21 protein-coding genes and 2 riboswitches are annotated in these 22,183 nt (G+C 65.7%); of the genes, 10 read left to right on the forward strand and 11 right to left on the reverse strand.

The features are described 5' to 3' along the window. Positions 1-36: 36 nt before the first annotated feature. Both ACWYRN_RS00800 and ACWYRN_RS00805 read right to left on the reverse strand, forming a co-directional pair. Positions 37-261, reverse strand: a complete 225-nt coding sequence (locus ACWYRN_RS00800; RefSeq protein ID WP_488690660.1) for a hypothetical protein — start codon at positions 259-261, stop codon at positions 37-39. Beyond that, the gene (locus ACWYRN_RS00805; RefSeq protein WP_488690661.1) at positions 245-664 is read right to left on the reverse strand and encodes a hypothetical protein; all 420 of its coding nucleotides are present in this window, start codon (positions 662-664) and stop codon (positions 245-247) included. Before ACWYRN_RS00805 ends, ACWYRN_RS00800 begins: the two co-directional genes overlap by 17 nt. 189 nt (positions 665-853) lie before the next feature. Here ACWYRN_RS00805 and ompR point away from each other — a divergent pair, with 189 nt between their 5' ends. The 4 genes from ompR to ACWYRN_RS00825 all read left to right on the forward strand — a co-directional run bounded on the left by ompR (position 854) and on the right by ACWYRN_RS00825 (position 4,533). After that, positions 854-1,621 carry an osmolarity response regulator transcription factor OmpR gene (ompR, locus tag ACWYRN_RS00810; protein ID WP_488690662.1) on the forward strand — a complete coding sequence of 256 codons (768 nt, stop codon included), beginning with the start codon at positions 854-856 and terminating at the stop codon, positions 1,619-1,621. Between the two features lie 35 nt (positions 1,622-1,656). Then, positions 1,657-2,991, forward strand: a complete 1,335-nt coding sequence (locus ACWYRN_RS00815) for a sensor histidine kinase (protein WP_488692894.1) — start codon at positions 1,657-1,659, stop codon at positions 2,989-2,991. Positions 2,992-3,012: 21 nt separating this feature from the next. Next, positions 3,013-3,975 carry a threo-3-hydroxy-L-aspartate ammonia-lyase gene (locus ACWYRN_RS00820; RefSeq protein ID WP_488690664.1) on the forward strand — a complete coding sequence of 321 codons (963 nt, stop codon included), beginning with the start codon at positions 3,013-3,015 and terminating at the stop codon, positions 3,973-3,975. A 144-nt stretch (positions 3,976-4,119) separates the two neighbouring features. Continuing rightward, positions 4,120-4,533, forward strand: a complete 414-nt coding sequence (locus ACWYRN_RS00825) for a DUF4124 domain-containing protein (protein WP_488690665.1) — start codon at positions 4,120-4,122, stop codon at positions 4,531-4,533. A gap of 218 nt (positions 4,534-4,751) precedes the next feature. Here the strand turns inward: ACWYRN_RS00825 and ACWYRN_RS00830 are convergent, their stop codons facing one another. From ACWYRN_RS00830 to ACWYRN_RS00845, 4 genes are all read right to left on the reverse strand, one after another. Beyond that, the gene (locus ACWYRN_RS00830) at positions 4,752-7,694 is read right to left on the reverse strand and encodes an EAL domain-containing protein (RefSeq protein ID WP_488690666.1); all 2,943 of its coding nucleotides are present in this window, start codon (positions 7,692-7,694) and stop codon (positions 4,752-4,754) included. A 136-nt stretch (positions 7,695-7,830) separates the two neighbouring features. Then, positions 7,831-8,625, reverse strand: a complete 795-nt coding sequence (locus tag ACWYRN_RS00835; protein WP_488690667.1) for a GNAT family N-acetyltransferase — start codon at positions 8,623-8,625, stop codon at positions 7,831-7,833. A gap of 178 nt (positions 8,626-8,803) precedes the next feature. Further along, positions 8,804-9,772: a PhzF family phenazine biosynthesis protein gene (locus ACWYRN_RS00840; protein ID WP_488690668.1), complete on the reverse strand. Its 969-nt coding sequence runs from the start codon at positions 9,770-9,772 to the stop codon at positions 8,804-8,806. 56 nt (positions 9,773-9,828) lie between these two features. Further along, entirely contained in the window at positions 9,829-10,752 is a 924-nt protein-coding gene (locus tag ACWYRN_RS00845; RefSeq protein ID WP_488692895.1) for a pirin family protein, read from the reverse strand. 143 nt (positions 10,753-10,895) lie between these two features. Beyond that, positions 10,896-11,093, forward strand: a riboswitch (yybP-ykoY riboswitch). Between the two features lie 26 nt (positions 11,094-11,119). On the opposite strand from ACWYRN_RS00845, the gene mntP reads away from it, so the two are divergent. After that, the gene (mntP, locus tag ACWYRN_RS00850; RefSeq protein ID WP_488690669.1) at positions 11,120-11,686 is read left to right on the forward strand and encodes a manganese efflux pump MntP; all 567 of its coding nucleotides are present in this window, start codon (positions 11,120-11,122) and stop codon (positions 11,684-11,686) included. 49 nt (positions 11,687-11,735) lie between these two features. On the opposite strand, the gene ACWYRN_RS00855 is transcribed toward mntP, so the two are convergent. Continuing rightward, on the reverse strand, positions 11,736-12,200 hold the full coding sequence (locus ACWYRN_RS00855) for a VOC family protein (protein WP_488690670.1): 465 nt from the start codon (positions 12,198-12,200) through the stop codon (positions 11,736-11,738). A gap of 142 nt (positions 12,201-12,342) precedes the next feature. Further along, entirely contained in the window at positions 12,343-13,239 is an 897-nt protein-coding gene (locus ACWYRN_RS00860) for a LysR family transcriptional regulator (RefSeq protein ID WP_488690671.1), read from the reverse strand. 106 nt (positions 13,240-13,345) lie between these two features. Between ACWYRN_RS00860 and ACWYRN_RS00865 the strand changes: the two genes are divergently transcribed. Both ACWYRN_RS00865 and dkgB read left to right on the forward strand, forming a co-directional pair. Beyond that, positions 13,346-14,572: an MFS transporter gene (locus tag ACWYRN_RS00865; RefSeq protein ID WP_488690673.1), complete on the forward strand. Its 1,227-nt coding sequence runs from the start codon at positions 13,346-13,348 to the stop codon at positions 14,570-14,572. Positions 14,573-14,591: 19 nt separating this feature from the next. Next, positions 14,592-15,392, forward strand: coding sequence for a 2,5-didehydrogluconate reductase DkgB (gene dkgB / locus ACWYRN_RS00870; protein WP_488690674.1), 801 nt, complete (start codon positions 14,592-14,594; stop codon positions 15,390-15,392). Between the two features lie 6 nt (positions 15,393-15,398). Here the strand turns inward: dkgB and ACWYRN_RS00875 are convergent, their stop codons facing one another. Continuing rightward, positions 15,399-16,097 carry a glutathione S-transferase gene (locus ACWYRN_RS00875; protein WP_488690675.1) on the reverse strand — a complete coding sequence of 233 codons (699 nt, stop codon included), beginning with the start codon at positions 16,095-16,097 and terminating at the stop codon, positions 15,399-15,401. Positions 16,098-16,357: 260 nt separating this feature from the next. Between ACWYRN_RS00875 and ACWYRN_RS00880 the strand changes: the two genes are divergently transcribed. From ACWYRN_RS00880 to ACWYRN_RS00890, 3 genes are all read left to right on the forward strand, one after another. Then, entirely contained in the window at positions 16,358-17,317 is a 960-nt protein-coding gene (locus tag ACWYRN_RS00880) for a DUF535 family protein (protein WP_488690676.1), read from the forward strand. Between the two features lie 330 nt (positions 17,318-17,647). After that, the gene (locus ACWYRN_RS00885; RefSeq protein WP_488688451.1) at positions 17,648-18,628 is read left to right on the forward strand and encodes an IS110 family RNA-guided transposase; all 981 of its coding nucleotides are present in this window, start codon (positions 17,648-17,650) and stop codon (positions 18,626-18,628) included. Between the two features lie 72 nt (positions 18,629-18,700). Continuing rightward, positions 18,701-18,799, forward strand: a riboswitch (TPP riboswitch). Positions 18,800-18,878: 79 nt separating this feature from the next. Continuing rightward, complete coding sequence (locus ACWYRN_RS00890) at positions 18,879-21,002, forward strand: TonB-dependent siderophore receptor (RefSeq protein WP_488690677.1); 2,124 nt, start codon at positions 18,879-18,881, stop codon at positions 21,000-21,002. Here ACWYRN_RS00890 and ACWYRN_RS00895 read toward each other — a convergent pair. Together ACWYRN_RS00895 and pnuC are read right to left on the reverse strand one after the other, a co-directional pair. Continuing rightward, positions 20,999-21,508 (reverse strand): AAA family ATPase, encoded by a 510-nt coding sequence (locus ACWYRN_RS00895; protein ID WP_488690678.1) that lies wholly within the window; start codon positions 21,506-21,508, stop codon positions 20,999-21,001. The genes ACWYRN_RS00890 and ACWYRN_RS00895 overlap by 4 nt on opposite strands. Next, complete coding sequence (pnuC, locus tag ACWYRN_RS00900) at positions 21,505-22,098, reverse strand: nicotinamide riboside transporter PnuC (RefSeq protein ID WP_488690679.1); 594 nt, start codon at positions 22,096-22,098, stop codon at positions 21,505-21,507. Before pnuC ends, ACWYRN_RS00895 begins: the two co-directional genes overlap by 4 nt. Between the last annotated feature and the right edge of the window lie 85 nt (positions 22,099-22,183).

Genomic DNA, 22,183 nt, shown 5'->3' on the forward strand with positions numbered 1-22,183 from the left:
TGCGCTCCAGGTGAAGAACCCGCCCTTAACAAAGCGTCAAGGGTAAAGCGCAAAGCCTAACATGTTGTTAGTCATTAATAAATAACAAATAGCAATCTTTATGATGGCGAATAGCAATGTTTCGCCTAAACACAACATCGGGCGCCCGGTCAATACGTACTGACCGCAGCAATGGCGGCCCGGTGCAGCCGCGCCAAAAATAAAAAGCCGGGCAAGCCCGGCTTCGTGTGTAATGAGTCCAGCCTCAGCGGCGGCGCGCATTCGGATAGATGTCCGCCCCGGCCTCGTTGATCTGGCGCCGCAGGTCGCGCCGCTCGTCGGGCGTGAGGCGCCCTTCGCGCCGGCCCTCGCGCGACGACTGTTCCTGCATCTGCTGGCGCCGCTGCTGCTGGTCGTCCAGCATGCGCTGCTGCTCGCGCTGCTGGTCGCGCATCTGGTCATATCCGCGCTGTTCGCGCCCGTCGATCTGCGGTGCGGGATAGCGCTCGGCACGTGCCGGAGGCGGCAGTTGCATGTCGTCGCGGCGTCCGTGGCTCTGTGCATGCGCGGCGCCGAGGCCGACGCAGGCAAGCATGCAAACGGCGAGACCACGGCGCGCCAGGCGGGCAAACCGCTGGCCCTGGGCCAGGGCTGCTGCATTGGTTTTGGTGAGCGCGTTTGTCATGGTGTTCCTCTTCCGCGATGCCGGATAAACAGATAAGCTTCGATGGGTCCCAGTGTATGTGGAATGCCTACCGGGTATAAGACCAATTGGGTAAAGTTTGTAACACAATGTAATGCCCCGCCCGTAACACCGAAATTCGAAGCGCAGAGAAGTTACCATAGCGATACGAATCTGACAAATTGACAGCATATGAATACATCTTCCAACCCGAATCCCGCCACCCCAGTCAGCAGCGGCGGCCATAGCGCGAAGATCATGGTGGTCGACGACGACGTGCGCCTGCGCGACCTGCTGCGCCGCTACCTCACCGAACAGGGCTTCCAGGTCGTCACCGCCGAAAGCGCGCCGGCCATGAACAAGCTCTGGCTGCGCGAGCGCTACGACCTGCTGGTGCTCGATTTGATGCTGCCGGGCGAAGATGGCCTGTCGATTTGCCGCCGCCTGCGCGGCGCCGGCGACCAGACCCCGATCATCATGCTGACCGCAAAGGGCGAAGACGTCGACCGTATCGTCGGCCTGGAAATGGGCGCCGACGACTACCTGCCCAAGCCTTTCAACCCGCGCGAACTGGTGGCGCGCATCGGCGCCGTCCTGCGCCGCAAGGGCCCGGACGAAATCCCGGGCGCGCCGTCGGAAACCCCGCAGACCTTCGAGTTCGGCCAGTTCGTGCTCGACCTCGGCACGCGCACCCTCAAGAAGAACGGCGAGACCGTGCCCCTGACCACCGGCGAATTCTCGGTGCTGAAGGTGTTCGCGCGCCACGCGCGCCAGCCGCTCTCGCGCGAAAAGCTGATGGAACTGGCGCGCGGGCGCGAATACGAAGTCTTCGACCGCTCGCTCGACGTGCAGATCTCGCGCCTGCGCAAACTCATCGAACCCGACCCATCGAGCCCGCTCTACATCCAGACCGTCTGGGGCCTGGGCTACGTGTTCATCCCTGAAGGACAGCCGCGCTAGTGTTTGCTTCGTTCCTGCAGCCGCGTCCGGGCCGCATGCCCTGGACGCGCAGCGGCCTGTTCTGGCGCACCTTCTTCCTGATGTCGCTGCTGACCGCATTGTCGATGGGTTCGTGGATCGGCATGCTGAACGTGTTCCAGCGCGGCCCCCAGGTGCAGCAGACCGCCGAACTCGTGGTCTCGGTGGTCACCATCACCAAGGCGGCGCTGACCCACTCGGCGCCCGAGCTGCGCCGCGAGCTGCTGTTCGAACTGGTGTCGAACGAAGGCATCCGCATCTTCACGCTGGAAGACTCGGACCAGGTCGACCCGCCGCCGGCGAACGCCCTGATGCCCGACATCGCCGCCGCCGTGCGCGACAAGCTCGGCCAGCAGACGCGCTTTTCCAGCCGCGTGAACGGCATGGCCGGCTTCTGGGTCAGCTTCAATATCGACGACGACCAATACTGGCTGATGCTCGAACGCGAGCGCCTGGCCGGCCTCACGCGCATCCAGTGGCTGGGCTGGGCCAGCGTGGTGGGCTTGCTGTCGCTGCTCGGCGCCGCGCTGATCTCGAACCTGATCAATTTGCCGCTGGCGCGCCTGACCGCGGCCACGCGCGCCTTTGCCAAGGGCGAGAAGCCGGCGCCGCTGCCGGAAAAGGGGCCGCAGGAGATCATCGAGGCGAACCGCAGCTTCAACCAGATGGTCGAGGACCTGGCCCAGGTGGAGAAGGACCGCGCCGTGATTTTGGCCGGCATTTCGCACGACTTGCGCACGCCGCTGGCGCGCATGCAGCTCGAAGTCGAGATGGCGAATCTGTCGCAGGACGCGCGCGAAGGCATGCAGTCGGACATCGCCCAGATGGACGCCATCATCGGCCAGTTCCTCGACTACGCCAAGCCGACCGAGGCCGCTACGTTTGTCGCCGTCGATCTTTCCGGCCTGCTGGCCGACAGCGCCATGCACGCGGCGCGCATGCCCGACGTGCGCACCAGCACCGACATCGATGAAGGCATCGTCGTGCTCGGCAACGAGACCGACTTGCGCCGCGTGTTCAACAACGTGGTCGAAAATGCGCGCCGCTACGCGCGCACGCCGGATACGGACCATACCGACATCGATTTCGCCTGTCACGTGCGCACCACGCCGCAAGGCCGGCGCGCCGTGGTCCAGATCGGCGACCACGGCCCCGGCGTGCCCGAGGACCAGATCAACCAGTTGCTGAAACCCTTCACGCGCCTCGATACCGCGCGCGGCCAGGCGAATGGCGCCGGCCTTGGCCTGGCCATCGTCGAGCGCGTGGTCAGCCGCCACAATGCCGAACTCACGGTGCGCAACCGCGAAGGCGGCGGGCTGCTGGTGCAGCTGGCCCTGCCGCTGGCTTCCTGATTTCTTTTACTTCACACTGCCATGACCACTACCCTGCAGTACAGCGACGTCGAACAGGCCGGCGCACGCCTCGAAGGCGCCGCCCACCGCACGCCGGTGCTCACCTCGACCACCTTCGACGCGCGCGCGAATGCGACCGTGTTCTTCAAGGCCGAGAACTACCAGCGCATGGGCGCCTTCAAGTTCCGCGGCGCGTATAACGCCATCGCGCGCTTCACCGATGCCCAGCGCGCCGCCGGCGTGCTGACCTTCTCGTCGGGGAACCACGCCCAGGCGATCGCCCTGTCGGCGCGCCTGGCCGGCATCCGCGCCACCATCATCATGCCGAAGGACGCCCCGGCGCTCAAAGTGCAGGCGACGAAGGAATACGGCGGCGAAGTGATCTTCTACGACCGCTACACCGAAAACCGCGAAGAGATCGGGCGCCGCCTGGCCGAAGAACGCGGCATGACCCTGATCCCGCCCTACGACCACCCGGACGTGATCTGCGGCCAGGGCACGGCGGCGAAGGAACTGTTCGAAGACGTCGGCCCGCTCGACGTGCTGCTGGTGCCGCTCGGCGGCGGCGGTTTGCTGGCCGGCAGCGCGCTGGCCGCATCCGGCCTGGCGCCGGACTGCAAGGTGATCGGCGTCGAGCCGGAAGCCGGCAACGACGGCCAGCAATCGCTGCGCAAGGGAGAAATCGTGCACATCGGCGTGCCGGACACGATTGCCGACGGCGCCATGGTCACCCACGTCGGCGAACACAATTTCGAGGTCATTCGCCGCCGCGTGGACGACATCGTCACCGTCAGCGATGCGCAACTGGTGGAGACCATGAAATTTTTTGCCGAGCGCATGAAGATGGTGGTCGAGCCGACCGGCTGCCTGGGTGCGGCGGCGGCCCTGCATGGCGTTTACCCAACGGCCGGCAAGCGCGTGGGCGTCCTGATCAGCGGCGGGAATGTCGACCTGTCGCGCTTCGCCCAACTGGTGGGCGCCTGATCAAGGCATCCGCCCTGCCGCGCCGCTACCGGCCGGGCTAGCTCATCCGTGGTTTTTTTGACAATTTTTTACCCACGGTGAGTCACCTAACAGAGACAGGCGGCCCCAGCCGGGAGAATGGCTCCATCGAACAAGGAGCCAACCATGAGAATCCTGGCCTCTCTCAGCATCAGCCTGGCGGCCCTGGCGGCCGCCCCCGCCGCACTCGCCGGAACCGAGATCCTGAAATGCGTGGACAGCGCCGGTAACGTGACGCTGACCGACCAGCCCTGCGAGAGCGGCGCGCGCGCCACGCGCATGACGGCCGCCGCCCCTGCCCTGGTGCAGGATGCCTCCATGCAGGGTACGTCCGTTAGCGATGCCGCACCGGAGGCCGGGCAGCCGCAGCCGATCCAGCGCTTCGCCGGGTCGCCGCGCATGCAGCAGCAGCACGACTGGCGCCCGCGCATGCCGCAGCGCGACCGTCCGCTGGCGCGCGACGTCGCCACCCTGAAGGCGGCGCGTGCCCAATTGCTGTTGCTCGACTCGGACCGCACCCAGCTGGTAACGAGCCGGTAGGGTGGTCGGCTCTACCCTGCCGCGTGCACTCACGCGGCCGTAGCGCCGCCCACGCGTCGATCGTTAGCGGCGCGTTCATCCGGAACGATCACGAAGCCGGCAAGTGGTGGCAAGATCATCGGCACCAGTCATGCGCGCGCCGGCAATCGACGCGTGGACGGGGAACCCGTCCACCCTACGTGAATCCGAAGCCAGACACACTGGCTTGCACGGCCGCCCTAGCCCATGCGCATGAAACCGCGCAAGTCCAGCGCACTGGCCGCCCCCAGCGTCGGCAGCATCTCCAGCAGTTCACCGTCCTCGATGAAGCTGGCCGATGATGGCGCCCCCAGCATGCGCTCCGGCGCCAGCGAGCGCGACACGGCCCAGCCCTGCACGTAATCGACGCCGATCTCGGCCAGGGTCTGCACCGTGGCTGCATCTTCGGCCCATTCGGCAATGGTCTTCATGCCCAGGTTCACCGCCAGGTTGACGATGGCCTCGACGATGGCTACGTTGGCCGGGTGCGCGTTGATGTTGACGATGAAATTGCCGTCGATTTTCAGCACGTCGGCCGGCAGTTCCTTCAGGTAGGAGAACGAGGTATAGCCTGCGCCGAAGTCGTCCAGCGCCACCTTCACGCCGAAGTTGCGCACCTGGTCGATGAAGCGGCGCGTGTTGTCGAGGTCGTGCAGGGCCACGCTTTCGGTGATTTCCATGCACAGGCGGCTGGCCACGTGCACGTGGCGCGCCAAAATCTCCAGCGTGTCCTGCACGAAGCGCTCGTCGTTCAGCGAGGCGCCGGACAAATTCATGCACACGAAACGGGTATGCGGCAGCTTCTGCACGTTCTCGGCAATCCAGACCAGGGTGCTCGACAGTACCCAGCGGTCGATCACGCCGGCGCGCCCGCATTTCTCGGCCGCGCCGATCAGCGGGCCGGCCGGCAGCACGCCGCCATCAGGCCCGCGCATGCGCAGCAGCACCTCGAAGTTGAGCGAATCGTGCGGCGTCTTCAGCGACATGATCGGCTGCATCTCGAGGAACAGGCCGTCGGTGGCGTTCGGCCCCTGCAGTTTCGCCACCAGGTTCAGCTCGGCCTCGCGCTCGTGGAAGGCGCGCGCATTGCGCTCGTACACCACCAGACCGTCGCTGGCTTCCTTGGCCTGGCGGCAGGCGCGGTCGGCGGTGGAAATCGCGTCCTTCATCGGCATGCCGTGCGAGACCTCGATCAGGCCGACCGAACCGCGCACATGGAAAGCCTTGTCGCCGACGCGGTAAGGCGTGCCGCCGATGCGGTCGACGATGCCGCGGCAGATCAGCGAGGCCAGCGGGATCGCCGTGTCGGGCATGACGATCACGAATTCGTCGCCGCCGACGCGGCCGATCTGCTGGCCGCCGGCCAGCATCATCGCCATTCGTTCGCACACCTGCTTCAGGACGTCGTCGCCGGCCGCGTGGCCGAACAGATCGTTGATCAGCTTGAAGCGGTCGAGGTCGATGTAGGCCACCGACAGGGGCTTGCCCGAGGCCAGCGACACCGCCGCATGCTCGAAGGCTTTTTCGATGCCGCGGCGGTTGAAGACCTTGGTCAGCGGATCGTTGTTGGCCATGAAGCGCAATTGCTCGGTGGCCTTGGTCTTTTCCGTGATGTCTTCCAGCACGCCTTCGATGCGGCCATGGGCCAGGGTGGCGCGCACCAGGAAGCGGCGCTCGCCGTCGCGGCTGGCCAGTTCCATCTCGACGTTCGTCTGCAGGTGCACCTGGTCGCGCAGGTGGAACCAGGAATTGTCGTCGAAGAATTGCTGCCACAGGATACGGCTGCGATCGGCCTGCGTACCCGAGTCGAATCCGGAAGCCGAGGCCGACCCGGGCAGCGCGCAATCGAGCATGCGGCACAGGGCCGGATTGGCCGACAGGAAGGCGCCGTACAGGTCGAGCGTGAACAGGCCCACCGGCATCGCCTCGTAGGCATGCTCCAGCTCGGCCTGGACCGCAATCCGTTTTTGCGTCTCGAGACGCATCTGCTCGGCCACCGCCAGCGCCGCCAGCAGGCTCGAGGCCAGGGCGGCGGTGACGCTGTTGACCACGCCCAGCATTTCACGCAGGCCGACGGCGGCGGAAATGACCTCGGCCAGGGTCGACATGAAGGTCACGGCGAACGAGGCCGCGAACCACATCGCCACCCGCGCCTGGGCGTTGCGCATGATGCCGAACAGGCCAACCGTCATCAGGGCCAGGCCGGGCGCGACCAGCACCCACATCGCCGGCAAGTAAATGCTGAAAGGCAGCAGCAGCGCCATCGGCAGCAGGCACAGGCACAGGCCTTGCGCCACTCGCAGCGGCACCGCCAGGCGGCTGCGCGCGAGTTCCGCGCCGAACAGCTTGAAGTACAGGGCCATGGTGGCGATCCCGTACAGGGCCGTGGTCACGGCGCGGCTCGGCGCCAGCCAGGCTTGCGGCAGTTCCTGGCCCAGCCACTGGATGTCCCAGCCGGCCGAGATGGCACCCACGCGCAGGTTCAGGATCAGCCAGACCGCGAACTGCAGATACAGCAGCTGGCGGTTGATCAGGGCCGTGACCAAAATGAACAGGCTCAACACGATCATGCCGCCGTCGAGCAGGCCGGACTTGCGGTGGAATTGCTGGACCGAGAGGGTCATCTCGGCGGCCGGCCATTGCACGGCGCTGACCCGTGCCGGGCCGGTGAAGCGTGCGCGGCAGATGAGTTCGGCCGGCATGGCCTGGGGCTTGAGCACAAAACCGGCCTTGGCCGGGCTCAGGGCGCCGCTCGAGGCTTCATGCGAGGCAAAGCCCAGGGCTTGCCCGGTGGCGCCGTCCCAGCAGCGGATATCGATGGCATGGCGCGAAGGGAATTCGATGACCTGCGGCCCCTCGCCCTGGACATGCGGACGCAGGGCGAACCAGAGCGGGGCTTCGGACAGATGGGTGTCGTAGCGCTCGACCGCATGGCGGTGGCCCAGCTGGCGCAGGGCTTCGTCGGGCGCCAGCGCGGGGCCGTGCTCGGCCAGCACGCGCAGCGGCAGCACCACGTCGCCGCGGGCGACGTAATGGCTGTTCCAGGAAGCCAGGGCCAGGATCGACACCAGTGCCACGCCGATCGGCACCAGGTAGACCGACAGCAAGTGCATGCCCGCCGTGAACAGGCGGTCGAGATACACGGATAACGAAGGTCGTGCGGGCGTGGACGGCTGGGGCATAGGCTGGACGAATCAGGCTGACAAACGCCAGCCTGCTGCCAGCGCGCTTCACCGTTTAGGATACAGCCTGAACTACATGCCGTCATGCAATATTTGGTCAGGCAGCGGCCAGTTGGTCCAGCGGGGTCGAAATCGGCGCCTGCGGCGCGACAGGTGTCGCCTGCGCGCCACGGCCGGTATTGACATCGCTTGCCGTGGTGCGTGCCTCAGCACCTGCGACGCCAACATCGATGTCCGGGTGATGGGTATGGCGGAAGAACTTCAGCAGCGGGTGTTTCGCGGCGGTCCAGCGCGCTTCGCCGCTGGCGATCTCGAAGGCCATCACGCGGTGTGGCATGTTGCCGGCATGGCGCAACGGCACCATTTCCTTGTCGCCGAAGACGTCGGTGAACAGCAGTTGCTCGTAGTGGCGGTCGACCGGGGCGCGGCCGGCGATCACGGCGTATTCGATGCCGGTCTTCTCGAAGTACTCGAAGAAGGCTTTCACCAGCGCCACCTTCACCATGTGGCCGATGCGGCCCTCGCCCACGCCGAGGCGCTCGACCTCGCCCAGGCTGCGGCCCTGCAGCCACTGCGGCAGCACCACCGATTCCTCGATATGCAGCGGGTGGTGGATGTTGGTGCGGATGCGCGCCGTGCCCAGCGGCGTGCCGTCGAGGCGGGACTCGGCCAGCAGAACCACGGTGTCTTCTTCATAGTCGCAGGCTTCGGGCAGGGCCAGCGAGCGGGCGAACTCGGGCACGTGGCGCGCATAGGCGGCGTGGCGGATGGCAACGGCTTTCTTCAGGCTGTCCTCGTTCTCGACCCGGCGGATCGTGAACGGCAGGCGCTCGGTCGGCATTTCCGAGCGCGCAGGAGTTGCGGAGAACATTGCTGGGGGACGCATTTCCATGACAGGACATTCCTTGAAAAATGATGTTGGCTAACGGCTGTTATTGATCATTATCAATCTTCTGAATGTAATCAAAACGCTAATAAGAGGCACTTTTTGCCTTCTATTCATCATCCTTGGAATGCCTGTGCTAACGACCTGGCAACATCCACGCTCAGCAATACTCGCGCACCGCGTTTTACATGGAACGCGCCGTACCCGACACGCGAATCGATCCGCCTGGGACGCCATCGAAACTGGCGCGCAGGCGCGAACGCATGCCCATGTCCTCGCCCTGCACCACGTCGATCTGTCCGCCGGTTCCCTGCCCGCCTGTCCAGCCCAGGTCGCGCAAATAGCCGGCCAGGGCTGCGGTGCCGGCGCCGGTGGCCGGGTCTTCATAAACGCCGCCGGCGGCGAAGGGATTGCGCGTGTGTAACAGGGTGTCGGATTCTGCCCAGGCCAGCACCACGGTCACGATGCCGAGCTCGCGCATGAAGGCGCGGCCGGCGTCCAGCTCGTACTGCATCGCCGCCAGCAGCGCGCGGCTGCGCAGGGCCAGCACCAGGTGGTCGGCGCCGCCGTGGGCCAGCGCCGGCGGGATGCGCGGGTCGAGGTCTTCCTGGCGGTAGCCGAACAGGGCCAGGGCGCGCTCGACGACGTGTTGCGGCGCGGGTGCGCTGCGCGTGGGCGGCGATTGCAGGGCGGCCGAGACCAGGCCGGGTGCGGCCTGGGCTTTCCCGTCTTCCTCGCCATCGCCGGGCTTGCTGCTCTTGCCATCCCCTTCGGCATGGCGCCGGCCTTCGACCGTGATGCGGGCGTCGTTCAGTGTCAGCGCATACACGCCGTCGCCATGCGCGGCCGCCAGTGCGGCGCCAAGGGCGATGGTGGCGTGGCCGCAGAACGGCACCTCGGCTTCGGGCGAAAAGTAGCGCACCCGGTAGCCGCCCTGCCCTTGTCCGGCCTCGAGCGGCGCGGCAAAGGCGGTTTCGGAAAAGCCGATGGCGTGGGCGATGCGCGCCATCTCGGCCGCGGACGGCAGCGCGGCACCGATCCAGACGCCGGCCGGGTTGCCGCCTTCGAGACCGTCGGAAAAGGCGGCGATGCGCTGCACGCCGGAGACATCGGCCGGGTCCTGGTTCTGAGCGGAGTGTTCGGAAAATTGCATGATTGACTAATCAGGGTGGAGTGAAATGCTGCCTTTATGCCATTGTGCGGGTGCGTTCAGGGATAGTGCACCGGCTTGCCCAGCGTGTCCGGCAGCGGGATGAATTCGGTTTCGCCCGGCACCTGCGGGAAGGCTCCGTTGCGCCAGTCCTCGCGCGCCTGTTCGATACGCTCGGCGGAACTGGCGACGAAGTTCCAGGACAGGTAGCGCGGGCCGTCCATGGGTTCGCCGCCGAGCAGCATGGCGCGCGTTGGTCCCGGCCCGGGTGCGCGCAGGATGACTTCGGCCCTGGGTTTGAGCACCACCAGCTGCCCGGCTTCGAACACGCCATCGCGGCCGAGGTCGATGCTGCCTTCGACGATGTACAGGGCCTGCTCGTGGTACTCGGCCGGCATGGCGATGCGCGCGCCGGGCTGCAGGGTCAGGTCGACGTAGAACATGTCGGAGTGGGTCGGCACCGGTGCCTTCTTGCCCCAGTAGCTGCCGGCCACTACGCGTGCGCTGACGCCGCCGTCTTCGATGAAGGGCAGTTCGTTGACACCGACGTGGGCAAAGGCGGGATCGCTTTCTTCCACGGCGCGCGGCAGCGCCACCCAGCATTGCAGGCCGAACAGATCGGAACCCGCCTGGCGGCGTTCGGGAGCGGTGCGCTCGGAATGGACGATGCCGCGCCCGGCCGTCATCCAGTTGACCGCGCCGGGCTGGATGGCTTGCACGACGCCCAGGCTGTCGCGGTGCAGGATTTCGCCGCTGAACAGGTAGGTGACGGTGGCCAGGCAGACGTGCGGGTGCGGGCGCACGTCCAGGCCCTGGCCGGCCGTGAACACGTGCGGTCCCATCTGGTCGAGGAAGACGAAGGGACCGACCATGCGCCGCTGGCGGCTGGGCAGCGCGCGGCGCACCTTGAAGCCGTCGCCGAGGTCGTGCGTGGGCGGAACGATGACGATGTCAATGTCGTGCATGCCGCTGTCGTGGTCCATGGTGTCCAAGCTGCCTCCTGTGGATCGGTGGATGGCATACACGGAGATATGCCGCTTGCCGCACAGTCTACGCGTTTCACTATTCTCTTGTGCAAATGCCCACATTCCTGCTGTACTGCCGAGCCGGGGCCTCGGTTATAATGTCGGCGCCCATTGGGGAGTAGCCTGCTTCCTCCCAGGAAGTTCCCGTATCAACATACTCGGCCAGCAAACACACGCGGCCGTGGTACGGGCAGCCAAGCGCGCGCGTTCAGCATCTTGTGTGTGAACCCGCGCCCTGTTCGGTTGGCAAGACCTTTGGCAAGCCTGCGTGCGGAGTTCGGGCCGCGCGGGCCTGCCTTTGCGTTCGCCCGACAGAAAGCGTTCCATGAATTTCGCCGCCACCGCCTCGCTTGCCCTGGCCATGTCCACCGATGCCTTTGCCGCCGCTGTCGGCAAGGGCGCCGCGCTGCAGCGGCCGCAATTGCGCGAAGCCTTGCGCACCGGCCTGATCTTCGGCGTGATCGAGGGCCTGACGCCGCTGCTCGGCTGGGTGCTGGGCAATGCGGCGGCGCCCTACGTCCAGGCCTGGGACCACTGGATCGCCTTTGTCCTGCTCGGCCTGCTCGGCTTGCGCATGATCCGCGAAGGTTTCAGTGCGCCCGACATCGACGACGATAAACCCTCCAGCCACGGCTTCTGGCGTTTGGCCATCACCGGCGTGGCCACCAGCATCGACGCCCTGATCGTCGGCGCCGGCCTCGCCTTCATCGACGCCAACATCGTCGTCACCGCAGCCGCCATCGGCTTTGCCACCTTCGTGATGGTGACGATCGGCGTGATGCTGGGCCGCGGCCTCGGCGCGCTGGTCGGCAAGCGCGCCGAGATCATGGGCGGCCTGGTGCTGATCGTGATCGGCAGCCTGATCCTGTATCAGCACTTGAGCGCGACCTGAGCGCTACATGAGCGCTACATGAGCGCCGCCGCAATCAGAGTCCGGACGGTCAGGCGCACATGTTCTTCATGGCCTCCTGCATTTCTTCTTCCGACACGTCGCGCACGTGCTGGGCCAGCGACCAGCGGTGCCCGAACGGGTCTTCGATCTGGCCGTAGCGGTCGCCCCAGAACTGGTCGGCCAGTTCCATCTTGACGGTTGCGCCGGCGGCCACGGCCTGCTCCCACACGGCGTCGACATCGGGCAGGGCCAGGTGGATGTTGACCGACGAACCTTTCAGCGCCAGCGGACCGAAAGCGCCGTAGTCGGGAAACTCGTCCGCCAGGAACAGCGGCGAGTCGCCGATGCGCAGCATGGCGTGGCCGATTTTTCCGTCGGGCATGAGCGAGCGCATGACCTCGCGCGCGCCGAAGGCCCGCTTGTAGAACTCGATGGCCTCGTGACAGTTGGCGCAGGTCAGGTGCGGGGTGATGGTGTGCATGCCCTCTTCGACGGGTTTGACTTCCGAACTCATGTTGCGCGCTCCTTTCAGGATGGGTGACCGCTACGGCGGGTTCTTGTACTGCTGTTCGAGCGTAGCGCCGGCTTGAAGTTCGTGCAACCATCGGCTGTGCTGCGCTGCGCCAAACGAACGCGGCATTCTTCTCGCGCGCAGGCTAGTTTTCGAGCAGCGGCGCCAGTTCGCGTGCCAGGAAATCCACCAGCGCCGTCACCCGCGGCGCCAGCGCGCCCTGCCTGTAGAACACGGCCCACACCGGCTGGTCCCAGGGCAGCGCCGCGTCAGGCAGCACCGGTACCAGGCGGCCGGCCGCGATGTCGGCGCGCGTGAGGAAATCCGACAGCGAGGCGATGCCGGCGCCGGCCAGCGCCAGGTGGCGCACCGTCTCCCCACTCGACGCGGTAACGGCGGGTTCGATGGTATAGCCCTCGGCGCCATCCCGGGCCAGCGGCCAGGTGTTCAGCGAGGCCGGCTTCGAGAAGCCCAGCAGGCGATGTTGGGCCAGCTCGGCCACGTTCGCGGGCGTGCCGTGGCGCGCCAGGTAGCCGGGCGCCGCCAGCACGCGGATGCGGCTGCTGCCGAGTCGGCGTGCGTTCAGCGTCGAGTCGGGCAACTGGCCGATGCGGATCGCCAGGTCGGCACGTTCCTCGATCAGGTCGACCACGGTTTCGCCGCTGGTCAGTTCCAGCTGCACCAGCGGATAGGCGTCGAGGAAGGCCGGCACCAGCGGCGCCAGCAGGTGGTCGAGCGCGGGCGTGGCCGCGTTCACGCGCACCAGGCCGGACGGTTGCGAGCGGCGCGCCGACGCTTCCAGCTCGGTGTGTTCGAGGTCGGCCAGGATGGCGCGCGCACGCTCGAGCAGCCAGGCGCCCTCGTCGGTGAGCTGCAGGCGGCGCGTGGTCCGGTGCAGCAGGGTCATGCCGAGGTGCCTCTCCAGCCGCGCAATCGTGCGCGAGACACCCGACGGCGTCTGCCCCAGCCGTTCGGCGGCACCGGAAAACGATCCCGCATCCATGACTGCGGAGAATGTAATCAATGCCTCCACGTCGATCATTCGTGACTCCCAGTCAAAAGTGTATTGTAGGGCAAAGGATTTTTCTGGTGGCCTGTTTCGCTCACACTGCAGCTCTACTTTTCAACATTGGCTGCAGGAGAACACTATGCCACTCGCACTATGGGCGCTCACCCTGAGCGCCTTTGCCATCGGGACGACGGAATTCGTCATCGTCGGCCTGATTCCCGACGTTGCCGCCAGCCTCGGCGTCTCGCTTCCCTCGGCCGGCCTGCTGGTCAGCCTGTACGCACTGGGCGTGGCGGTCGGCGCCCCGGTGCTGACCGCCCTCACCGCGCGCGTGCCGCGCAAGCGCCTGCTGATCGGCCTGATGCTGCTGTTCACGGCCGGTAACCTGGTGGCCTCGGTGGCGCCCGGCTATGCCGCGCTGATGGCGGCGCGCGTGCTGACCGGCCTGGCGCACGGCGTCTTCTTCTCGATCGGCTCGACCATCGCCACCAGCCTGGTGCCCAGGGACAAGGCGGCGCGGGCGATTGCCCTGATGTTCACCGGCCTCACGGTGGCCCTGGTCACCGGCGTGCCGCTCGGAACCTGGATCGGCCAGCAATTCGGCTGGCAGTCGACCTTCCTGGCCGTCGCCCTGCTCGGCGTGATCGCCATGGTCGGCAGCATGCTGCTGGTGCCCTCGTCCATCGGCGCCGGCAAGCCGGTCAGCCTGGCGGCGCAGTTCGCGGTCCTGAAAAAGCCGCGCCTGCTGCTGGTGTATGCCATCACCACGCTCGGCTATGGCGGTTCGTTCATCGCCTTTACCTACCTGGCGCCGATCCTTCAGGACGTCGCCGGTTTCGCGGCCTCGAGCGTGGGCCTGGTGATGCTGGTGTATGGCGTGTCGGTCGCCGCCGGGAACATCTGGGGCGGACGCCTGGCCGACCGCAAGGGGCCGGTGCGCGCGCTGCAGGTCGTGTTCGCGCTGCTGGCCATCGTGCTGGCCGTGCTCACCTTTACCGCGCCGCATCCGGTGCTGGTCGTGGCCACCGTGCTGGCCTGGGGCGCGGTCGCCTTCGGCAACGTGCCGGGCCTGCAGCTGTACGTGGTGCAGCGCGCCGAGCGCGATGCGCCGCAGGCGCTGGACATGGCCTCCGGCCTGAACATCGCCGCCTTCAACCTCGGCATCGCGCTCGGCGCCTGGGGCGGCGGCGTGATCGTCGAACAATTGGGCCTGATGGCGACGCCGCCGATCGGCGCGCTGGTCGTGCTCGGCGCCCTGGCCCTGACCACCCTGGCCGGCCACCTCGACCGGCGCGATGAACGGGCTCAAGCGGCCCGCAAGGCGCAAGCACAGCCTCAGCTACAAAACCCGGCAGAACTTGTTTAATTCAACAAAAGGAAATCACATGAACATGCCCAATATCGGCGCCGGCACCTTCCGCTTGCAAGGCAAGCAGGCCATCGACAGCGTCGCCAACGCCCTCGACCTCGGCTACCGCCACATCGACACCGCCCAGATCTACGGCAACGAGGACGAAGTCGGCCAGGCGCTTGCCGCCAGCGGCGCGGCGCGCGGCGAAGTCTTTGTCACCACCAAGATCTGGACCGAACATCTGTCGCGCGACGCCCTAATTCCCAGCCTGGAAGCGAGCCTGCGCAAGCTGAAGACAAGCGCGGTCGACCTGGCCCTGATCCACTGGCCCTCGCCCGGCGCCGCCGTTTCCGTGGTCGAGTCGATGGAAGCGCTGATGGCGGCGCGCGAACGCGGCCTGACCCGCGCCATCGGCATCTCGAACTTCACGATCCCGCTGATGCGCGAGGCCATCGCCGCGGTCGGCGCGCAGAACATCGCCACCAACCAGGTCGAGCTGCATCCCTATTTGCAGAACCGTGCGGTGGCTGCCTTTGCCCGCGAACACGGCATCCACGTCACTGCCTACATGCCGCTGGCCTATGGCAAGGCGATCGACGAGCCGGTCATCCGCGCGATTGCCGCGCGCGTGGACGCGACGCCGGCCCAGGTGACGCTGGCCTGGCTGCTGGCCAAGGGTCATGCCGTGATTCCGTCCTCGACCCGGCGCGCCAATTTGGAAGGCAACCTGGCGGCCGGCAGCATCAGGCTCGATGCGGGCGACATCGCCGCCATCGATGCGCTGGAACGCGGCGAACGCCTGGTCAGCCCGGACTTTGCGCCGCAGTGGGATTGACCGGACTCAGGTGTCCAGTTCCGGGTAATGCCGGAAAATGCCTTCCTCGTTGAACGGAATGCGCCGCTCGGACCCGAGATAGGCGGCGATGCGCGGGCGCTCGGCCACGCGCTGGCGCAGCGCCTCCAGCTGCGGATGCTCGGCCAGCACGCGCGCCGTCGCCTTCGGGAAGGCGTAGTTCAGCCCTTCCAGCACCTGGAACAGCGATAAATCGGCGTAGGTCACGTCCTGTCCCAGCAGGTAGTCCTTCTGGTCCAGCACATGGGCGAAATAGCCGAGGAACTTGGGGATGCGCGCGGAGGTAAATTCCTGCGCGCGGCGCAAGGCCTCGGGCTTCTGGTCTTCGTAATACACATTCATGCCGGCCGGATGGTGGGTCTCGTGGGCTTCGGCCACCACGTCGGCAATCGTCAGCTGCAATTGCTGGGTCCAGAGCCGCCCTGCCATATCCTGGGGCGCCAGGCCGTGGCGCTCGCCGAGGAACATCAGGATCGTCGAGGTCTGGCCGATCGTCAGGTCGCCGGCGCGCAAATAAGGCGGCGCGAACGGGGGCGTGGGGCCTTCCTTCATGGCCGCCATCAGCTTGTCGACGCCGTGCCAGCCGCGCGCCACATCGGAATAATCGACGCCCGCTTCCTCCAGCGCCAGCCGGACGAATTCGCCGCGACCCTGCAGGCTGGGCCAGTAATACAGTTCGTAAGCCATGGTTCTCTCCGTGAGTGAACCGGCAGTATCGAGCAAATTCCGGAGGGGGCGCGCGCGGCTCATGTTATTCTTGTAAGAAACATGTCATTACGTTTGACAAGAATCAGAGCCGAAGGAGCATAACCGTGTTCGCTATTTCCCGTCATGGCGTCGGAAAGATTGCCTCAAAGAATTTATTTCCCTTGAGCAATCTCACCGCCCGTAGAAGGCAGCTGAGCCACCATGAGTTTGCCTGACACTGCCACTTACGGAACGCGACCATGATCTTCGCCCACCTCGCCAAGCACTGGACGGCCCGCCGCGGCCAGCTTTCCTTCACCTCGCGCCTGATGGCGGTGCTGCGCAGCGCGCGCGCGCTGCGTTACTGGCAAGATCATGCCGCGCTGTGCCAGCTCGACGTGGTGCGCAACTACGTGGCGGCGCCCGCCAACACCGACCTGTTCCACCACCTGAGCCACCGCCATTACCTGGTCAAGGGTTTGTCGGCGCGCCAGCGCGTGCAATGTGTGCTGTCGCATTACCGTTTTGAGGAAACCAGTTTCAATGCCGCCTACAAGCAGGCCGTGTACGCCGGCGGCGGGCTGGCGCTGTGGCAGCACGAGGCAGGCGGCAGCCAGTTCCTGATCCGCCTGGAGATGGGCTCGCGCATGAATGCCGAAGGCGACCTGACGATCGCCCTGGTCGCCGACGGCAAGGTGCTGCACCGGCTGTCGTTCTCCTGGGTCGACGGCGCGGTGGCCGGCCTGCCGCCGGGGCTGGTGCCCTTCGTGACCCGCAACCAGGGCCGCTGGACCGATTCCGGCGAAGCCTTCGAGGCCTTCGAGAACGCCTTCCCCAACAACTCGCCGAGTTTCTTCTGCTTTGCCGCCATGCAGGGCGTGGCCCAGGCCGTGGGCATGGAGCAGGTGGCGGGCGTGAAGTGCACGGCGCACCCGGCCTACGACCCGCTCGACGCCAAGCACTTCGCGAATGCCTACGACGGATTCTGGAAGATTTTGGGCGGGGTCGAGCTGCCGGGGGACACCTGGCTGATCTCGCTTCCCTTCTACCTCAAGCCGCTGGCCGACATGCCATCGAAACACCGCAAGCGCGCGGCGCAGCGGCGCGACTACTGGCGCGCGATCGAGACCTCGGCCAAGTCGACCCTGCAGCGGCATCTGCTGCATGCGCGTGCGCACCATGAGCATGCGGCGCCGGTGCGCGAGGCCGCCGAAGTTTGAATATCGGCGTCTTGCTGTTGTAGGGTGGGCACTTGTGCCCACGCGGTCGTACCCATAAACACCGCACCGTTTCACGCATTGCGTCCGATCGTGCGCTGAGACCGCGTGGGCACAAGTGCCCACCCTTGTATCTTGACCGAGTTGGTGGTTAGCTACTGCCAGCAGAGGTGAAGACCAGCTTGGGCCCACCCTTAAGGCTCGACCTTGGAAGGTAGATCAAGCCCTTCACCTCGTTCCCACACCATGCCAAACACTGGACGGTAGCCAAGGGCAATGACCCTGTATGCACAAGGAGAGTGGGTGTGTTGATCGAGGACGCAAGGAGAATTTATGTTTTATCTAGGTGTAGACGTTGCCAAGAAAAACCTTGACTGCATGCTGCTCGATAGCGAGACCGGCAAGCTCAAGTCGAAGAGTAATATTCCAAATACAGCTGCTGGCTTTGTGGAGTTGCTTGACTGGCTGAACGAAAAGAAGGCGTCCAATCCACACGTGGTGATGGAGCCGACAGGGATGTATCACGAAGCCGCTGCATTGGCCCTGGCCGATGCTGGACTGGTCGTATCGCTGGTTAATCCAGCTCAGCTGCGCGCTTTCGCGCAAGGACTGGGGGTGAAGAACAAGACCGATAAGCAAGACAGTGCGGTGCTGGCTCGCTTCGGCATGGCCCAAAATCCTGCACCATGGCAGCCACCATCGCCGTCAGCACGTCACCTCAAAGCCCTGCTGGCGCGCCGTGATGCAGTCGCCGACGATCTACAGCGCGAACGCAATCGCAAGGAAGCAAACGACTTTAGCTCGGTACCAGAAGCTGTAAGCGCCTCTATTGCAGAATCAATCGCTTTTCTGCAGGCCGAACTGAAGCGGTTGGAAAAGATGATTGCCAAGCACATCAATGACGACCCGGACCTGCGCAACAAGAAAGAACTACTCGAAACGATACCTGGTGTCGGTCCTCGTGTTTCGACCCATATGACGACGTTATTTGCTGGTCGAACGTTTGAGAGCGCCGAGCAGCTGGCAGCCTATCTGGGGCTCGTGCCAGTTGTATGGGAGTCAGGATCTTCGGTACGTGGCCGGCCGCATATGTCGAAAGCCGGCCCTGCTTACTTACGCAAAGTGCTGTACATGCCTGCCGTCGTGGCAACACGCTGTAATCCGCATATTAAGGCGCTGAATGAGCGACTGCTCGCCAAAGGTAAAACCGCGATGGCCGCAATTGGAGCCGCTATGCGCAAGCTGGCACACTTGTGTTTTGGTGTCATCCACTCCGGCAAGCCCTACGACCCAAAATTTGCATGTAGGGCTTGACGGGTAAGACGGTATCTACGGAAAACCACCATTCCCGCATTGACAAAAGCGCCATACGCCGTGCTACACTCGCGCCTTCGCTAGGGGTCCTGGAATTCGCGTTCCGGGTGAGAGATACCCTTCGTACCTGATCTGGATAATGCCAGCGAAGGAAAGCGCAACGCAGTTCCCCATTTGTTTGCCCTTCCCCCACGTTGGCTCCGGTTTTTCCAAAAGCGGCGCCCGTGCGCCGCTCGAATCCGAGCACACAATGAAACCAGTCTTGCAGCACACCCTCCTCGCCTGCGCCGTGGCCCAGGCGTTCGCCGTCCCGGCATTTGCACAAACGAACGACGCCATTCCCTCGGTCGTCGTCAGCGGCAGCAAGTGGACCACGAGCGACCGCGCCAGCGTCGGCGGCTTTGCCGACATGCCGATTGTCGACACCCCGGTCTCGATCAGCGCCTTCAGCCGCGCGCAGATGCAGGATCTGTCGATCCGCAGCGCCAGCGACGCCCTCGCCTACGACGCCTCAGTCGGCGACGCCTACAACGCGGTCGGCTATGCCGAGCAGTTCTCGGTGCGCGGCTTCATGCTGAACAATAACTCGGGCTACCGCAAGGACGGCATCGCCATTCCCGCCGACGCCCAGATCCCGTTGGAGAACAAGGAACGCCTGGAACTGCTGAAGGGCGTGGCCGGCATGCAGGCCGGCCTGGCGGCGCCGGGCGGCATCCTGAACTTCGTCACGGAGCGCCCGACGGACACCGACCTGCGTTCCGTCACGGTCGAAGCGCGCGAGCGCGGCACCCTGTACGGCGCCGTCGATGTCGGCGGGCGTTTCGAGGACAAGCGCTTCGGCTACCGCGTGAACGCCGCCGCCGAGCGCCTGCGTTCGTATGTGGACGGCGCCGATGGCAAGCGCCAGTTCGTATCAAGCGCCTTCGACTGGCAGATCAGTCCGGACGCCCTGCTGCAGCTGGATGCCGACTTCCAGCACAAGGAGCAGATCACCGCGCCCGGCTACCAATTGATCCGCGGCGTGGAACTACCGCGCGGCGTGAACCCGAAGACCCTCCTGAATGCCCAGCCCTGGACCAGGCCGGTCGACACCGACAGCGCCAACTTCGGCCTGCGCTTCGACTACCGCTTGAACAGCGACTGGCGCGCCACGGTTACCGCCAACAAGCACTGGTTCAAGCGCGACGACTACACCGCTTTCCCTTACGGCTGCAGCAACGAGGGCGACGGCTACTATCCGGGCTATTGCTCGAACGGCGACTACGACGTGTACGACTACCAGAGCGTGGGCGAGCGCAAGACGCCGTTCGGCGTGCAGGCGCAGGTGCAGGGCCGCTTCGCCAGCGGCGGCGTGCGCCATGTGCTCACCGCCGGCATCGGCTACGCCGAGCGCCACAACAGCTACGGCGACTACGTCTACGACTACGCCGGCTACAGCAACATCTACGCCAACCTGGCCGTCGACCCGGCGCCGGGCAACCCGAGCACCGGCCCGGTCAGCGAGCGCTTTACCGAGCGCGAACGTTCGCTGTTCGTGCAGGACATCCTCACGCTGACGCCGGAACTCGCCCTGCACGCCGGCCTGCGCTACACGAAGATCGACAGCACGCAAACGCCGGAACTGGCACTCGGCCCGACGGCGAGCAAGGGCAGCTGGCTGCTGCCGAGCGCCTCGCTGGTGTACAGCGTGACGCCGGGCTGGAACGTGTACGGCACCGTGGCCCATGGCTTGCAATCGGGCGGCGTGGCCGAGATGGAAACCACTAACCAGAACCAGGACCTGGGCCCGAACCGCTCGAAGCAGTTCGAGCTCGGCGCCAAGGGCCGCCTTGGCGACATCGGCCTGACGGCGGCGCTGTTCCAGATCAGCACCGGCCTGGAATACGTGAATGAAGCGAACACCTTTGTCCGCAACGGCGAGCAGATGCACCGCGGCGTCGAACTGGCGGCCCAGCGCAGCAGCGGCGCCCTCACCTACGGCGCAACCCTGATGGCCTTGCGGGCCAGGCAGCAGGACACCGGCGACGCCCTGTACGACGGCAAGCGCGCCACCAACGTGCCGGAACTGAAGACCACGCTGTGGGCCGACTACGCGCTGCCGGCAGTCGCGGGCCTGAAGGTAAGCGGCCAGTGGCAGTACGCGGGCAAGAAGGCCTTCGATCCGCAGAACACGGTGTATGTGCCGGGCTACCACGTGTTCGGCCTGGGCGCCGCGTATGACATGAAGATGGGGTCGCAGAACGTAACGCTGCGTGCGCGCGTCGATAATTTGTTCGACAAGTTCTACTGGCGCGACGTCACCCAGCAACTGGGCGGCTATTTGCTGCCGGGCGCGCCGCGCACCTTCCGCGTGTCGGCGCAGTTCGACTTCTAAAGCGCAGCCAGCGCATTCTCCACCTGCCGCAGGCGCTGCGGCAGGTCTCCGCTCACCAGCAGGTACGGGATGCCCCGTTCCCGCAATTCCGCCAGCACCATGCGGTGCACCAGCTCGCGCACTTCTTCCGATTCGCGCTGCAGGCCATCCGGCGTCCAGGGTGTGTCGGTGGCGGTCACCAGCGTCAGCGCGTAGTCGTGCGTGCGCGCCAGTTCCGTCAGCTGCGCATCGACGCGGCCCCAGTACACGCGGCTGTACAGCGCCGTCATCAGGGGCGTGGTATCGCAAAACAGGTAGTCGCGTGCCTGCAAGGCCGCCGCATCTTCGCGCGCGCGCTGGGTGCGGGCGATGCCGAACTGGTCTTCCTCGAAGGGCACGCGCCCCATCGTGTCGACGAACTCGCGCAGGTATTCGGGCACCCACACGGTGCCATGGCGCCGCGCCAGCGCCTCGCACAGGGTCGACTTGCCCGAGGACTCGGCGCCGAGGATGGCGATGCGCTTCATCGGTCCACCCGCGCGATGTTGCCCCATGCGCGCAGCCCACGCGCGGCCAGCAGCACGAAGACCGCATACAGCACCGCCGTCACGTGCAGGTCCTTGAACAGGTAGAGGCCCACGTACAGCACGTCGACCACGATCCACACGACCCAGTTCTCGACTTTTTTACGCGCCAGCAGCAGCTGGCCGACCAGGCTGCCGGCGGTGAGGAAGGCGTCCATGTGCGGCACGTCGGTATTCGTGTAGGTCTTCAGGAACCACGACAGCAGCAGGAAGCCGAGCGCCCACCCCGCCAATGCCCAGGCCCAGCCGGCGCCGTGCAAACGCGTGACCACCAGGCGCGTGTCTCCTGCCCCGCGCAGCCACTGGTACCAGCCCCACACGGACGCGGCGATGAAGACCAGCTGCAAACCGCTGTCGCCATACAGGCGCGCGTCGAAGAACACCACGGCATAGGTGGCCGACGAGGTGATCGAGAACAGCCAGGCCCAGTGGTTCTGGCGCACGTTGAGCAGCACGGTGGTCACCGCGAGGGCAAGCGAAATCAGTTCGAGCGGCGTGGTGGGAAAGCCGAAGATGGCGAGGGTATCGTTCATTGGGACGGTTCTGCGCAAGCTGCGCATCGGGTGCGCAGGCGGCGCGAACAGGTCAGCAGGCGATTATGCGAGTTACCACGGGAAT

It is taken from the genome of Massilia sp. BAP21, from assembly GCF_057801335.1.

Bases quoted from the DNA above. Each gene is read 5' to 3' on its own strand.
- ACWYRN_RS00890 (WP_488690677.1), top strand. From the start codon at position 18,879: ATGAAACCAGTCTTGCAGCACACCCTCCTCGCCTGCGCCGTGGCCCAG.
- ACWYRN_RS00820 (WP_488690664.1), top strand. From the start codon at position 3,013: ATGACCACTACCCTGCAGTACAGCGACGTCGAACAGGCCGGCGCACGC.
- ACWYRN_RS00885 (WP_488688451.1), top strand. From the start codon at position 17,648: ATGTTTTATCTAGGTGTAGACGTTGCCAAGAAAAACCTTGACTGCATG.
- ACWYRN_RS00895 (WP_488690678.1), bottom strand. From the start codon at position 21,508: ATGAAGCGCATCGCCATCCTCGGCGCCGAGTCCTCGGGCAAGTCGACC.
- ACWYRN_RS00825 (WP_488690665.1), top strand. From the start codon at position 4,120: ATGAGAATCCTGGCCTCTCTCAGCATCAGCCTGGCGGCCCTGGCGGCC.
- ACWYRN_RS00840 (WP_488690668.1), bottom strand. From the start codon at position 9,772: ATGCAATTTTCCGAACACTCCGCTCAGAACCAGGACCCGGCCGATGTC.
- ACWYRN_RS00865 (WP_488690673.1), top strand. From the start codon at position 13,346: ATGCCACTCGCACTATGGGCGCTCACCCTGAGCGCCTTTGCCATCGGG.
- ACWYRN_RS00875 (WP_488690675.1), bottom strand. From the start codon at position 16,097: ATGGCTTACGAACTGTATTACTGGCCCAGCCTGCAGGGTCGCGGCGAA.
- ACWYRN_RS00880 (WP_488690676.1), top strand. From the start codon at position 16,358: ATGATCTTCGCCCACCTCGCCAAGCACTGGACGGCCCGCCGCGGCCAG.
- ACWYRN_RS00855 (WP_488690670.1), bottom strand. From the start codon at position 12,200: ATGAGTTCGGAAGTCAAACCCGTCGAAGAGGGCATGCACACCATCACC.
- mntP (WP_488690669.1), top strand. From the start codon at position 11,120: ATGAATTTCGCCGCCACCGCCTCGCTTGCCCTGGCCATGTCCACCGAT.
- dkgB (WP_488690674.1), top strand. From the start codon at position 14,592: ATGAACATGCCCAATATCGGCGCCGGCACCTTCCGCTTGCAAGGCAAG.
- ACWYRN_RS00860 (WP_488690671.1), bottom strand. From the start codon at position 13,239: ATGATCGACGTGGAGGCATTGATTACATTCTCCGCAGTCATGGATGCG.
- ACWYRN_RS00835 (WP_488690667.1), bottom strand. From the start codon at position 8,625: ATGGAAATGCGTCCCCCAGCAATGTTCTCCGCAACTCCTGCGCGCTCG.
- ompR (WP_488690662.1), top strand. From the start codon at position 854: ATGAATACATCTTCCAACCCGAATCCCGCCACCCCAGTCAGCAGCGGC.
- ACWYRN_RS00815 (WP_488692894.1), top strand. From the start codon at position 1,657: ATGCCCTGGACGCGCAGCGGCCTGTTCTGGCGCACCTTCTTCCTGATG.
- pnuC (WP_488690679.1), bottom strand. From the start codon at position 22,098: ATGAACGATACCCTCGCCATCTTCGGCTTTCCCACCACGCCGCTCGAA.
- ACWYRN_RS00800 (WP_488690660.1), bottom strand. From the start codon at position 261: ATGCGCGCCGCCGCTGAGGCTGGACTCATTACACACGAAGCCGGGCTT.
- ACWYRN_RS00845 (WP_488692895.1), bottom strand. From the start codon at position 10,752: ATGGACCACGACAGCGGCATGCACGACATTGACATCGTCATCGTTCCG.
- ACWYRN_RS00805 (WP_488690661.1), bottom strand. From the start codon at position 664: ATGACAAACGCGCTCACCAAAACCAATGCAGCAGCCCTGGCCCAGGGC.